Origin of the sequence: Iodidimonas sp. MBR-22 (genome assembly GCF_029946565.1) — a bacterium.
Taxonomy (GTDB): domain Bacteria; phylum Pseudomonadota; class Alphaproteobacteria; order Sphingomonadales; family Rhodothalassiaceae; genus Iodidimonas; species Iodidimonas nitroreducens.
This window is the reverse complement of sequence record NZ_JARKVQ010000008.1, coordinates 94,398-107,315: the sequence shown is the minus strand read 5'-3', so window position 1 is coordinate 107,315 and position 12,918 is coordinate 94,398. Positions and strand designations below refer to the sequence as shown.

The 12,918-nt window shown below is 55.8% G+C and carries 11 protein-coding genes; 3 read left to right on the top strand and 8 right to left on the bottom strand.

The annotated features are described in order from the left end of the window. Window positions 1–39 precede the first annotated feature (39 nt). From hfq to dusB, 7 genes are all read right to left on the bottom strand, one after another. Window positions 40–288 carry an RNA chaperone Hfq gene (gene hfq / locus QK300_RS07975; RefSeq protein WP_042084395.1) on the bottom strand — a complete coding sequence of 83 codons (249 nt, stop codon included), beginning with the start codon at window positions 286–288 and terminating at the stop codon, window positions 40–42. 274 nt (window positions 289–562) lie between these two features. Further along, entirely contained in the window at window positions 563–1,939 is a 1,377-nt protein-coding gene (gene trkA, locus QK300_RS07970; RefSeq protein WP_281301163.1) for a Trk system potassium transporter TrkA, read from the bottom strand. Window positions 1,940–2,002: 63 nt separating this feature from the next. After that, a complete protein-coding gene (locus QK300_RS07965; RefSeq protein ID WP_281301162.1) occupies window positions 2,003–3,391 on the bottom strand; it encodes a sigma-54 dependent transcriptional regulator in 1,389 nt (462 codons plus the stop codon). 40 nt (window positions 3,392–3,431) lie between these two features. Further along, window positions 3,432–5,780: a PAS domain-containing sensor histidine kinase gene (locus QK300_RS07960; RefSeq protein ID WP_281301161.1), complete on the bottom strand. Its 2,349-nt coding sequence runs from the start codon at window positions 5,778–5,780 to the stop codon at window positions 3,432–3,434. 131 nt (window positions 5,781–5,911) lie between these two features. Beyond that, on the bottom strand, window positions 5,912–7,357 hold the full coding sequence (gene ntrC / locus QK300_RS07955) for a nitrogen regulation protein NR(I) (protein ID WP_281301160.1): 1,446 nt from the start codon (window positions 7,355–7,357) through the stop codon (window positions 5,912–5,914). Continuing rightward, window positions 7,357–8,466 carry an ATP-binding protein gene (locus QK300_RS07950; RefSeq protein WP_281301159.1) on the bottom strand — a complete coding sequence of 370 codons (1,110 nt, stop codon included), beginning with the start codon at window positions 8,464–8,466 and terminating at the stop codon, window positions 7,357–7,359. The genes ntrC and QK300_RS07950 overlap by 1 nt, the downstream gene beginning before the upstream one ends. 17 nt (window positions 8,467–8,483) lie before the next feature. Beyond that, on the bottom strand, window positions 8,484–9,485 hold the full coding sequence (dusB, locus tag QK300_RS07945; RefSeq protein ID WP_042084401.1) for a tRNA dihydrouridine synthase DusB: 1,002 nt from the start codon (window positions 9,483–9,485) through the stop codon (window positions 8,484–8,486). Window positions 9,486–9,623: 138 nt separating this feature from the next. Here dusB and QK300_RS07940 point away from each other — a divergent pair, with 138 nt between their 5' ends. The 3 genes from QK300_RS07940 to QK300_RS07930 all read left to right on the top strand — a co-directional run bounded on the left by QK300_RS07940 (window position 9,624) and on the right by QK300_RS07930 (window position 12,441). Further along, entirely contained in the window at window positions 9,624–10,790 is a 1,167-nt protein-coding gene (locus QK300_RS07940; RefSeq protein ID WP_281301158.1) for a bifunctional 2-C-methyl-D-erythritol 4-phosphate cytidylyltransferase/2-C-methyl-D-erythritol 2,4-cyclodiphosphate synthase, read from the top strand. A gap of 63 nt (window positions 10,791–10,853) precedes the next feature. Beyond that, window positions 10,854–11,354 carry a CinA family protein gene (locus QK300_RS07935; RefSeq protein WP_281301157.1) on the top strand — a complete coding sequence of 167 codons (501 nt, stop codon included), beginning with the start codon at window positions 10,854–10,856 and terminating at the stop codon, window positions 11,352–11,354. 127 nt (window positions 11,355–11,481) lie between these two features. Then, window positions 11,482–12,441: a hypothetical protein gene (locus QK300_RS07930; RefSeq protein WP_281301156.1), complete on the top strand. Its 960-nt coding sequence runs from the start codon at window positions 11,482–11,484 to the stop codon at window positions 12,439–12,441. Here the strand turns inward: QK300_RS07930 and QK300_RS07925 are convergent. Then, complete coding sequence (locus QK300_RS07925; RefSeq protein ID WP_281301155.1) at window positions 12,424–12,894, bottom strand: type II toxin-antitoxin system RatA family toxin; 471 nt, start codon at window positions 12,892–12,894, stop codon at window positions 12,424–12,426. The genes QK300_RS07930 and QK300_RS07925 overlap by 18 nt on opposite strands. Window positions 12,895–12,918: the final 24 nt, after the last annotated feature.

Below are 12,918 nucleotides of genomic sequence, written 5' to 3'. Positions count from 1 at the left end.
ATCCGTAATGTGGATCACAAAGTTTCCCTTGATCGACGATCAATCTGTTTCGAGATCTTTTTCCGGCTCAAACAGGCTCACCGGACCCGATGGCATGATGGTCGAAATCGCATGTTTATAAACCAGTTGAGAATGACCATCGCGGCGCAAAAGGACGCAGAAATTATCAAACCATGTAATCACGCCCTGCAACTTAACCCCATTGACGAGAAAGACGGTTACAGGCGTTTTTGATTTGCGGATTGCATTGAGAAAGACATCCTGAAGATTTTGCGATTTTTCTGACATGTGTCGCCATTCTTTTTTTGTTGAACATTATCGTTGAGATCGACCGTTTCTTCGAACGCTTCATTCCACTTAAAACCAGGATCGACAAAGCCGAACGAATCCGGGGAACTTTATGCCTGAACTGAGAAAATATCCCCCGATGATCATAGCTTGCCACGTTTGTTGCGCCGCGACAATTCGTTGTCGAAACTTTTCTCTCAATAAACGATCATGTGTGTCTTTTTGATCCAGGATCAATACAAAAAAGCGAATGACGGCCCTAACTCATTTACGATCAAAAGAATTCAAGATGCACGGAAAATAATTGCTCAACGGCTTTGACGGCATCCGTAAGCGCCAGCACGATCACCCGGTCTCCCGCTTGAAAAACTGTATCGCCGCGCGGCATGATCACCTTTTTATCGCGCACAATAGCCCCTACCAGCACACCCCGTGGAAGCTTAACTTTCGCCAAAGATCGCCCATTGACGGACGAGGCTTCCAGCACTTCGGCTTCAATGATTTCCGCCGCCCCGTCGGCAATCGAATGCAGATCGCGAATCCGGCCGCGCCGAATATGGCGCAAAATCGTGGAAACGGTCATTTCCCGGGGATCGATATGCACATCAATCCCCAAGGTACCGATCAAAGACCGAAAGGATGTATTGTTGATCAAGGTCATCGCCCGGGAACAGCCATGGCGTTTGGCCAGCAACGTCGCAAGGATATTGACCTCATCCTCATTGGTGACGGCCACCACCGTTTCCGCCTCGCCCACATTGGCCTCGCGCAGGATTTCGGGATCAAGGGCATCGCCATGGATCACCACGGTGCGGCTCATTTTATCCGCCACATAGGCGGCCCGCTCCTCATCGCGTTCGATCAGCTTCACATTCAGGCGCGGGGTGCGGGATTCCAGCTTTTGAGCAAGGAACATCCCCACCGATCCGCCGCCAATCACCACGATCCTTCGGGCGGCCTCTTCCTCATGGCCGAACACACCCATAGCCCGGGCCACATAGCGTTTTTCAACGGCGATATAAACGCCATCGCCGATTTCCATATGATCATCGGCCAGGGGCACAAATAATTTACCACCGCGCATGATCCCCATCACCCGCACCCGCAGATCAGGGAACAGCTCGGTCAATTGCCGCAAGGGTGTATCCACCACCGGGCAGCGTTCATCCAGCCTGATCCCCAAAACCCGCACGCTATCCTCTGAAAAAGGCAGGGTGTCGAAAGCCCCGGGCACTTCGAGCCTGCGATAAATCGCTTCCGCCACCTCCACTTCAGGGGAGATGATCACATCGATGGGAATATTATCACGGGTGAACAGATCGCTCCATTGGGGGGCCAGATAGCTTTGATTGCGGATACGGGCAATTTTGGTCGGCACATTGAAAAGCGAATGAGCAATCTGGCAGGCCACCATATTCACTTCATCTGAAATGGTAACGGCAATGATCATATCGGCTTCAGCAAGGCCTGCGGCCTCCAGCACATCGGGATCAGACGCATGGCCCTCCATCGCCTGCACATCAAGGCTTTCGCCCACCTTACGGATCAGCTTTGCTGAACGATCCACGATGATCACATCATTTTTCTGATCGGCCAGATAGCGGGCGATATTAAGCCCCACCTGCCCGGCGCCACACACCACGACTTTCATCACATTCCCCTTGAGCCGGCGCCCTTGGTGGCCCGGTTCATCATTGCTTGCGCCGCCTGTCCCTCATTCATCCTCATCGCGCCGTTCATGCCCCCCAAGGCCAAGATTTTTCAGCTTTCTGTGCAAAGCGCTGCGTTCCATCCCGATGAAATTGGCCGTTTTTGAAATATTGCCCGAAAAGCGGGTGATCTGCACGCGCAGATATTCCCGCTCAAAGGCTTCGCGCGCCTCACGCAGGGATAAGGTCATCAGGGCATTATCGCTATCCCCGCGCAAAAGGCTGCTGGCATCTTCGGTCAGTTCCAAAGGCAGCATATCGGGTTCGATAATATCGCGACCATCATGGGCCATGATCAGGATGCGCTCGATCACATTGCGCAATTGCCGCACATTGCCCGGCCATTCATAAGCCTGCAAAGCGGCGAGCGCCGGCTCGCTAAAGCCTTTGGGGGCACGCCCCGTGGCCGCCGCCACGGCCTTCACGAAATGCTCGGATAAGGATGGAATATCATCGCGACGCTCGCATAAGGATGGCACCTGAATCGGCACCACCGACAGGCGATGAAACAGATCTTCACGAAAAGTGCCTTGAGTGATCGCTTTCCGCAAATCCCGGCTTGATGCCGAAACCACGCGCACATCAACCTGCACCCGCTTTGAACCGCCCACCCGCTCGAATGTCTGCTCGGTCAGAATGCGCAGAATTTTGCCTTGGGTGGTGATGGGCATATCCGCCACTTCATCAATGAACAGGGTGCCGGCATGGGCCCGCTCGAACAGGCCGGTTTTCACCAGCCCGCCATCCCGCTCGATGCCAAACAGTTCCTCCTCCATGCGATGCGGCTCCATCGAAGCCGCTGAAACGATCACAAAGGGCGCCTGAAAGCGCTTGGAGCGCGCATGTAAAAGCCGGGCCGCCACTTCCTTACCCGAACCCGGCGGGCCGGAAAACAAAACGCGGGAATTGGTGGGAGCCACCCGCTCGATGGCCTGACGCACCGCATTGATGGCCCCGGATTGTCCGGTCAATTCAAAAACCGGCCCAACCCGGCGTTTCAGATCTTCGTTTTCACGCCGCAATTGTTCGGCCTCGGTGGCCCGGGCCACAATGAACAAAAGCTGATCGGCCTTGAATGGCTTTTCAATAAAATCATAAGCCCCGCGCTTGATCGCGGCGACGGCGGTTTCCACATTGCCATGGCCGGAAATGATCACCACCGGCAAATCGGGATGGCGGCGCTTCACAAGTTCAAGCACCTCCAGCCCATCAAGGCGGCTGCCCTGCAACCAGATATCCAAAATCAGCAGCGATGGACGCCGGGCTTCCAATTCGGCCAAAGCACTGTCGCAATCATGAGCCACCCGTGTTCCATAGCCTTCATCACTCAGGATTCCGGCCACAAGTTCACGAATATCGGCTTCATCATCAACGATTAAAATATCCAGTGCCATCAGCACCCTTTCTTTTGTAGCATATTCCGGCCTTTTCAGCTCATTCCGCCGCGCGTTTATCGCGTTCCGGCTCGTTTGTCGTCTGTTTCTCAAGATAATCGGCGGCAAAGCGCAAGGTCACCACCGCGCCCCCATCCCGGCCATTGGCCAGCAGCAGAACGCCGCCATGTTCTTCGGCAATTTTCTTCACGATCGCCAGCCCAAGGCCGGTGCCCTTGGCCCTTGTGGTTACATAAGGCTCGACCAAACGATCGGCATCTTCAGGAAGACCACGGCCATTATCGGCAATGATGATATCAACCTGATCCCCCGATGATTGCAAAGTCAATTGAACGAGACCCGGGCTTTTATCGCCGTCTTCGATCCGTGCTGAGATCGATTCCCGGGCATTTTTCAAAAGATTGGTCAGCGCCTGAGCCAATAGCCTGCCATCGCAGACCATCTTCAAGATCTGTTCGGGGAGCCTGGTCTCGAAGGCGACATCACTATGGCCCATTTCCTGTAAGAACACGGTTTGCCGGATGATGTCATGAAGATTATGCTCTTTGAAAACCGGTGCAGGCATCCGCGCAAAAGAACTGAATTCATCCACCATACGGCGTAAATCCCCCACCTGCCTGATGATGGTTTCCGTACATTGGGAAAAAACTGCCGGGTCGCTGATGATTTCACGGACATATTTTCTTTGCAGACGCTCGGCTGAAAGCTGAATGGGGGTGAGAGGATTTTTGATTTCATGGGCAATGCGACGGGCCACATCCGCCCAGGCGGCGGTGCGTTGATCGCGCAATTGATCGGTCACATCATCGAATGTCACCACATAGCCGCCCATGCCCCCTTTATAACCATCGGCTTCGGCGGTGACCCGCACCAGAAGGGTTCGGGCCTGATCCTTGCGCATCACCGTCACCTGTGTTTGGGCGATTTTATGGTTTGATTGCGCTGCATCGGCCAAAAGGGCTGCCATCTGCGGCGCGATCTCGGCCAAGGGCCTGCCCAAAAGCAAATCCGGGGCAATGCCTAAAAGATCGCAGGCCGACCGATTGGGCAAATGAATCATGCCTTCTTCTGTTACCCCCAAAACCCCCGCCGACACCCCTTCGAGCACGGTTTCAAGAAAACTGCGGCGATCATCCAATTCGCGATTGGTGCTGACCAATTCACGCCTTTGGGCTTCAAGCTGCCGGGTCATGCGATTGAAGGTACGCGAAAGCACGCCGATTTCATCGGGGCCGCCCGGCCCTTCGGCCCGCGCTGTCAGATCACCCTGGCGAACGCGATTGGCCGCTTCCACCAATTGGCTGATGGGTGCCACCAAGCGATTGGCGAACCACAAACCGATCCACACCGCAGCGAGCAGGATCAAAAGCGTGACCACGATGAAAATGGCATTGGACCGCACCTGCACCGATGAGCGCTGGCTTTCCAGGGTGCGATAGGTTTCCACCGCCCGCCGCGCGGCTTCCACATGGGCGGTGACCCGGGGATCCACCCGGCGTCCGATATATAAAAAGGCATCATAGAATTGATCGAGCCTGGTCAAAGCCCGCACCTGATCATCACCGGGATCGGCGATGATCACCTGCTCGCCCCCTGTCACCCGGCGCATCACCGATTCCGGCACCCGATTGGCTGAAAGATCGAGATTGAAGGTGTATTTCGCCAGAACCCGGCCATTGCTGCTGAACACGATCACTTCCTGCAAGGATCGCAGCAGCGCCTGTTCTTCCACCAAACCTTGCAAAAATTCGCGATCCCGTTCGCCCTGCAAAGCCACGCGATTAAGATCATTGGACATTGCAATCAGATCGAGTTTGATATTCTGGCGATGCTCTTCGATATAGGCATCCGCCACCTCGAGGCTGTTATTCAAAGCCCCGCGCACGGAATCGGAAAACCAGTTCTGCACCCCATATTGCAAGAACAGCACCGATAAAATCGCCATGATCACCGGCGGGACCGAGGCAATGGCCGCAAAAAGAGCCACCAATCGCAGATGCAAACGCGATCCCGCCGAGCCTTCTTTCCGCGCAAACCATACCCGCACCACCCGCCGGGCCACCAAAGCCGCCAAGGAGACTAAAAGCACGAGATTAAGCAGCAAAAGCGTTGCCACCAGCCCATCGGCCACATCTTCGGCAGCCCCCTTGCGGCTGAGGGCGATATATGTGGCAATGCCGGAGGCAACGGCAATGATCGCAAGGCTGATTTCAAGCTTCAAGCCCACCCCCGACCGCCGCACCCACAGGCGAAAGCGCGCCATGCGGCGCGGCCTGCGCGGGGGTGCATGCCATGCCCGAGGGGATGCCTGATCCTGTTCCTGATCAGGCATTTCCTCAAGCTCAGATGCATCCGGCCGTGCGGAGATCGGATCGGTTTTTTGGGTCATCAAGAGTTCAGACAACTGCTTTTGAGATGAGGCATGGGCTGAGTCCATAGGAACAGATGCAAAAATGCAACAGTTTTCTGATCAACATGACACAGATGTGCAAAAAATGCCCAATCCTTCATTCTGATCGCTCATTTTTGGCCCCGATCAAAGCGGATTCCCAATTCACGGATTTTCTTGCGCAGTGTATTGCGATTAAGCCCCAAAAGCTCGGCTGATTTAAGCTGATTTCCCTGCGTTGCCTTCAGGCTCAATTCAATCAGCGGCCTTTCGATCTCGCGTAAGATTCGCATATGCAGGCCCGCCGGGGGCAAGGCATCGCCATGCGCCTTGAAATAGCGCTTCAGATAGCGTTCGACCGCCTCTTGCAATCCTTCTTCACGCCAATCTTTTTTATGATCTGCATGATCACCGATTTTCAAACCCAATGTCTGATCAACGGCTTGGGCGCTAATGGATTTTTCCGAATTCAAAACACACAGCCTGCGCACCAGATTTTCCAGTTCCCGCACATTGCCAGGCCAATCATGCCGGGCCAAACGATCCAGTGCTGCCGGGGAAAAACGCTTGGGCGAAAGGCCTTCCCCCGCCGCCCGGCCAAGGAAATGCTGCACCAGATCGGGCAGATCGCTCAATCGATCGCGCAAAGGGGGTAAATTCAGGGGCACCACACACAGGCGATAATATAAATCCTCACGAAAGCGGCCATTGGCCACCAATGCGCCCAGATCCTTATTGGTGGCGGCAATGATCCGCACATCGACCGAGATCGGCTGTCCGCCGCCCAAAGTCGTGAATTCACCCTCTTGTAAAACACGCAGCAGACGCGTTTGGGCTTCATAGGGCATATCGCCGATTTCATCGAGAAAAAGCGTGCCGGTTCGGGCCTGTTCAAAGCGCCCGTCTGCCCGGCTATGGGCCCCGGTATAGGCCCCGCGTTCATGGCCAAACAGCTCGCTTTCTATAAGATCGCGGGGAATGGCGGCCATATTCACTGCTATGAACGGGCCTTTGCGCCGCCGCCCCATGGAATGCAGCGCCCGGGCCACCAATTCCTTGCCGGTCCCCGATTCCCCGGTGATGGTCACGGTCAGATCGGTGGGCATCAGGCGCGCCATGGCCCGATAGAGATCCTGCATCGCCGGAGAGCGACCGATCAAGGGATTATCGGCATCATGAGGGTGCACCCCAAAGGGTTGATCATCTTTTTGCCGGGCTGCAGCGCTGCGCACCAGACGTTCCAGTTCATCAAGATCAAAAGGCTTTGCCAGATAATCGAAAGCCCCCCTTTCGGTGGCTTTGACCGCTGTCATCAGGGTATTTTGCGCGCTCATCACAATCACCGGCAGATCGGGATGAAGGCTGCGGATATTGGGCAGGATATCCAGCCCGTTATTATCGGGCATCAAAACATCGGTGATCACAACATCGAAGCTTTGGCTGGTCACAGATTCCCATAATTGCGCAGCATTATGCGCCATGGTCACTGCACAACCCATGGCCTTCAAGGCTTCTTCGATCACCAGCCTGATCGATCGATCATCATCGGCCACCAGAACCCGGATTGCGTCTGCCATCACCCCTCCCCCCCTGCATCGCTGGCGGCCCTGAACAGCAAAATAAAGCGGGTCCCCCCCTGATCGGGGCATTCCACCTCAACCAACCCACCCAATTCAGCCACCAGCTTGGCCACCATAGCCAGCCCCAAACCCGATCCCCCTTCGCGCCCGGTGACAAAGGGTTCAAAAATATGATCCGCAAGATCAGCCCTGATGCCCGGACCATTATCGCTGATGGTGATTTCCACCGGCAGATCAACCGGCGCGCCATCGGGCGCCGCCATCCGCAAGCCATGGCGAAAAGCCGTGCCGATCCTGATCACACCCCCGCTCGCGGGCACGGCTTCGGCGGCATTTTTCACCAGATTCAGGAATAATTGCACCAGCCGATCCCGATCTCCCAAAACCGGCGGCAAAGACGGATCATAGCTTTCAACAATCTGCACATGGCTGGCAAAGCCGCTTTTCGCCACGGCCCGCACATGATTGAGAACTGTATGGATATTCAACGCCTGCCGGGTAAAGGGCCGCACATCGGTAAAGCTTTCAAGCTGATCCACCAGCCGTTTGATGCGATCAACCTCGTCCCGGATCAGAATGGCCATGGCCCGGCCCCGCCCGGCGCTTTGTTTTTCCAGCAATTGCGCCGCCCCGCGAATTCCGGATAGCGGATTTTTAATCTCATGCGCCAGCATCCCGGCCAGCCCGAAAACCGAACGTGCCGCCCCTTCCACTGTGGATTGCCGACGCATCACCCCGGGAAGCCTGCGTTCTTCCAGAACCAGCAGCACAAAACCCGGATAATCGGCAATCTGGGCCGCCTGCACATCGGCCATCATGTGCTTTAAAATACCCGACAAGGGCAGATCCCGCGCCACCACAACGCCGCTGCCGGCGCGAATCCGATCTACCAACGGGTTGATCTGATTCTCGATCCCGAAAAGCGCATCCAATGCGGCCTTTCGCAAAGCCGCCTCGGCCAGACCGAACAGGCTTTCCGCCGCAGCATTGGCCAAAGCGATCCGATTATCGGGCCGAATGACAAGGGCCGCCAAGGGCAGCGCATTGAGGATATCTTTTTCCGAAATGTCCGGCTCGCAGGATTGAGACACGGAAAGGTCTGGCATTCTCAAGCCGCCCATCCTCAAGCAGCCATGGATTTCAAAAGCGGCTCATAATAGCTGCTGATCGCCGAAGTGACGGCATTGAAATCGGATATCTTATTCACATTATTCCTGAATTCAGCCGATCCCGGCAGGCCTTTGGTATACCAGCCCAAATGCTTTCGGGCCAATCTCACGCCCACATCGGCTCCATAATAATCGATCATATCGCGATAATGATCGAGCACCAGCGCCGCTTGATCCTCAAGGGACGGATCGGCCAGTTTTTGCCCATTTTTCAAAAAATGCCGAAGCTGATTGATGAACCAGGGCCGGCCATAGGTACCACGACCCACCATCACCCCATCGGCACCCGAAAGGGCCAAAGCCTGTTCGGCATCTTCATAGCTGTTGATATCGCCATTGGCGATCACCGGCAAATGCACGGCCTCTTTCACCTTGCGGATAAAGGCCCAATCGGCATGGCCGCGATACATCTGGCAGCGGGTGCGGCCATGCACGGTGATCATTTTCACCCCCAGATCCTGAGCGATGCGCGCCAGTTCCGGGGCATTACGGCTGCTATCGTCCCAACCGGTGCGCATTTTCAAGGTAACGGGCACCCGCACGGCATCCACCGTGGCCCGGATCAGGCTGGCGGCATGATCAAGATCGCGCATCAAGGCCGAACCGGCATAGCCATTGACCACTTTTTTCACCGGGCAGCCCATATTGATATCGATGATATCGGCCCCCAGATCTTCATTCAGCTTTGCCGCATCGGCCATGCTCGATGCCTTGCAGCCCGCAAGCTGCACCGAAACCGGGCGTTCATCCAAAGTGGCCTGCGCCTTTTTCATCGAATCCCGGGTTTCGCGGATCATCGCTTCCGAGGCGATCATCTCGGTCACCAGCAAAGAGGTGCCAAAACGCTTGACCAATCGCCGGAAAGGCTGATCGGTCACCCCCGACATCGGGGCGAGGATCACCGGGTCCTTTATTTCAACCGAACCAATCTTTATAGAAGGCGAAAGCCGCGTCATGATCGGCGCTCCATTTCCTGTCGCCACGGTGCTTTGACAGCACTGCCTTAAATTTGAGCAATCTATATGTCACAATCAGCACGAAATGCAACTGATCCGGCCCAGCCCCCTCCCCAATCCTCCCTCCGGATCGCTGTGTTGATCGTGGCGGCAGGGCGCGGCCAGCGGGCGGGAGAGGGTTTGCCCAAGCAATATCGGCTGGTGGGTGGGAAAATGGTTTTAAGCCGCAGCATCGCGGCTTTTGCCTGCCACCCCGCCATTCACAGCATTCATGTGGTGATCAATCCTGATGATCGCGCCCTTTATGAAACTGCGGCAGCGGGCTTTGAGATTGCACCGCCGATCAAGGGTGGCGCCACGCGCCAAGGCTCGGTTTATGCGGGGCTTATGGCGCTGGCCGATGAAACACAGACCGGCACGCCGCCCGATCTGGTTCTCATCCATGATGCCGCCCGCTGCTTTGTCAGCAAAAATCTGATCGACCGGGTGATCGCGGCCTGTGATGCTGGGTCTGGTGCCATTCCGGCACTGGCGGTGACCGATACCCTAAAGCGCGGCGATGGCGGCCGGATCATCGGCACGGTTTCCCGCGATCAGCTTTGGCGGGCGCAAACCCCGCAAGGCTTTCCCTTCCAGCCCTTGCTCAAAGCCCATCAGAATGCGGCTTTGGCGGGCGAGGAGATGACCGATGATGCCGCCATTGCCGAAGCCGCCGGATTGCCCGTGCGCCTGACCGAGGGCGATGAGGAGAATATCAAATTGACCACGCCTGCCGATTTCGCCCGATATGAAACCCATAATCATGAACCACGGACTCTGGAGCCGCGCACTGGCCTCGGCTTTGATGTGCATCGTTTCGAGCCGGGGGATCATCTGTGGCTCTGTGGGATCAGGATCGCGCACAGTGCGGGATTGAAGGGCCATTCCGATGCCGATGTGGGCCTTCATGCCTTGACGGATGCGATTTTGGGGGCCTTGGCGGATGGCGATATCGGCCATCATTTCCCGCCGGATGATCCCCAGTGGAAAGGGGCCTCATCGGATCAATTTCTCGCCCATGCCGGGGGGCTGGTAAGGGCGGCATCGGGGCGGATCAGCCATTGCGATATCACCCTCATTTGCGAACGCCCCAAAATCGGCCCCCATGTGATGGCCATGCGGCAGAAAATCGCGGATATTCTCGATCTGGATATCCGGCGCATATCGGTAAAGGCGACAACCACCGAGGGCTTGGGCTTTACCGGCCGCCGCGAAGGCATTGCCGCCCAGGCCACCGCCACCGTGCTGCTGCCTGCTCCAGAATAACAGCACATCCCATGGCTGATTTTGCATCAGGAGCGTTCAGCCCGTGAAGGAAAGGCCCAAGGCATGACCCCTTTTCCCCCCGTCATTGAAGAAGCGGCGCGTGCCCTTGTCACGGCCTGCCGCGACCGCTCGATCCTGTTGGCGACGGCGGAATCCTGCACGGGGGGATTGATCGGGGCGGCCATCACCGACATTGCCGGTTCATCCGATGTGTTTGATCGCGGCTTCATCACCTATTCCAATGCCGCAAAACAGGATCTGCTCGATGTGCCCATGGCCCTGATCGATCACTATGGCGCTGTTTCAGAGCCCGTAGCCCGCGCCATGGCCGATGGGGCTCTGCGCTATTCCCGTGCCGATATTGCCGTTTCCGTGACCGGAATTGCCGGCCCCGGGGGTGGAAGCGCCGTTAAGCCTGTGGGGCTGGTGTGGTTCGGGCTGGCCCGCCGGGGGTTTGAGACTAAAAGCATAAGGCGGGAATTTGGCGATATCGGGCGTGCTGCCGTTCGCATGGAAACCGTGGCGCAGGCCCTTGCCCTGCTGATGCCGGATGATAGAGAATGAAATCCTTGCGTTCACCTGATCGTGTGCTGTTTATCCCGCTTTCACCCTATACGCTGTGATTATGAAATTTTTATCCCTTATTCTTGTCGCTTCTTTATTTCATCTGTTTGCGCCCGCAGATCGATCTATGGCGCAAAATATTTCGGCCGGAGATCGGCTCAATCTTTCCATCGCCATGAAAATTGCCGATCATCATGGGGGCCTGATCTGGCCGGATTTTGAACACACCCCCAAAACAACCCTTTTGATCGCCCCGGATGAACAGGCGGTGATCTGTGTTGATGATGTGCCAGAAGGCTTTGCGCGGCAGATGCCCGATCTGGGCGGCTGCCCGGTTTATCAGGCCGAAACCCCGCATAATCCCTATCGTATTCGCGCTTTTACCACCTTTGGGCGCAAACCCACCATCATCATCGGCTCGCCCTATACGGCCAATCCTTTTCCCTTATGGATCGGGATCTGGCTGCATGAGCATTTTCATCAATATCAGATGACCATGACAGATTATCAAAAACGCGCCGAAGCCCTGATGCTGGCGGATGAGGGCGATGAAAATGGCGCATGGATGAGCGACTTTCCCTTTCCCTATGCCGATCAAAAGGTGCAAAAAGCGTTTCAATTACTAAGCGAAAGTCTGGCTGCGGCCCTAGCTGCACCGGATCGGGCGCGCCGCCTTCATCTTTTGCACATTCATCTTGATGCTTTAGAGCATTTCAAAAATATCAGTGGTGAAAAGGCGGCGCGCTGGGCCGCTTTCACCGCATGGCAGGAAGGCACCGCCAATTATTTTGAAATGAAAATATTGCAATTGGCAGCCCAGGAGCCGGGCACCATCTTTGCTGAAGCCCCATCACGACCGGATGCCGCCGAATTCAAGCGCACATCAGATCGGCAATATAATAAAATGATCGCATCTTTGAAATCTGCCGATCTTGGCGAACAGAAATCACTGGCCTTTTATGCCCTGGGCGCAGGCCAAAGCTTTCTGCTCGATGATCTGGGTGCCAATTGGCACAAGGACTATCGCAACAGGCCTTTTGATCTGGAACCTTTATTGCGTGAAGCCCTTTCAAACGCCAGATCGTGAAGGCGGTTTTGGCGCATCGGGCTTTGCATAAACGCGGTCGGCGCGTTGCTCGAAAGCCTTGACCATGCGGCTCACCGCCTCAGTAAAAACAGCCCCGGCCAATCGCTCGAACAAGTGATTTTTAAACTCGAAATCCACACAGAAATCGATGGCGCAACCACCCCCCTCCACCGCGTGGAAAATCCATTCATTATGCAAATAACGTAAAGGGCCGCGAATATAATTCACCTGCACCCGCCGCTTTGGTTCTAATTGCACCTTGGATGTAAAGCGCTCTTTAAAAACCTTGAAGCCGACGATCAAATCCGCCTGAAAGCTGTTGTCGCGCTGATCATAAACCCGGGCGCTGACCAGCCAGGGCAGGAACTGCGGATAGGATGCCACATCCGCCACCAGATCAAACATCTGCTCCGGGCTATAGGGCAGATATTTTCGTTCTTCATGATGCGGCATAAATATTGCGCCAGTTCATGCCTT

Bases quoted from the DNA above. Each gene is read 5' to 3' on its own strand.
- dusB (WP_042084401.1), bottom strand. From the start codon at position 9,485: ATGACGCGGCTTTCGCCTTCTATAAAGATTGGTTCGGTTGAAATAAAG.
- trkA (WP_281301163.1), bottom strand. From the start codon at position 1,939: ATGAAAGTCGTGGTGTGTGGCGCCGGGCAGGTGGGGCTTAATATCGCC.
- hfq (WP_042084395.1), bottom strand. From the start codon at position 288: ATGTCAGAAAAATCGCAAAATCTTCAGGATGTCTTTCTCAATGCAATC.
- QK300_RS07960 (WP_281301161.1), bottom strand. From the start codon at position 5,780: ATGACCCAAAAAACCGATCCGATCTCCGCACGGCCGGATGCATCTGAG.
- QK300_RS07950 (WP_281301159.1), bottom strand. From the start codon at position 8,466: ATGCCAGACCTTTCCGTGTCTCAATCCTGCGAGCCGGACATTTCGGAA.
- ntrC (WP_281301160.1), bottom strand. From the start codon at position 7,357: ATGGCAGACGCAATCCGGGTTCTGGTGGCCGATGATGATCGATCGATC.
- QK300_RS07930 (WP_281301156.1), top strand. From the start codon at position 11,482: ATGGCGCAAAATATTTCGGCCGGAGATCGGCTCAATCTTTCCATCGCC.
- QK300_RS07925 (WP_281301155.1), bottom strand. From the start codon at position 12,894: ATGCCGCATCATGAAGAACGAAAATATCTGCCCTATAGCCCGGAGCAG.
- QK300_RS07935 (WP_281301157.1), top strand. From the start codon at position 10,854: ATGACCCCTTTTCCCCCCGTCATTGAAGAAGCGGCGCGTGCCCTTGTC.
- QK300_RS07965 (WP_281301162.1), bottom strand. From the start codon at position 3,391: ATGGCACTGGATATTTTAATCGTTGATGATGAAGCCGATATTCGTGAA.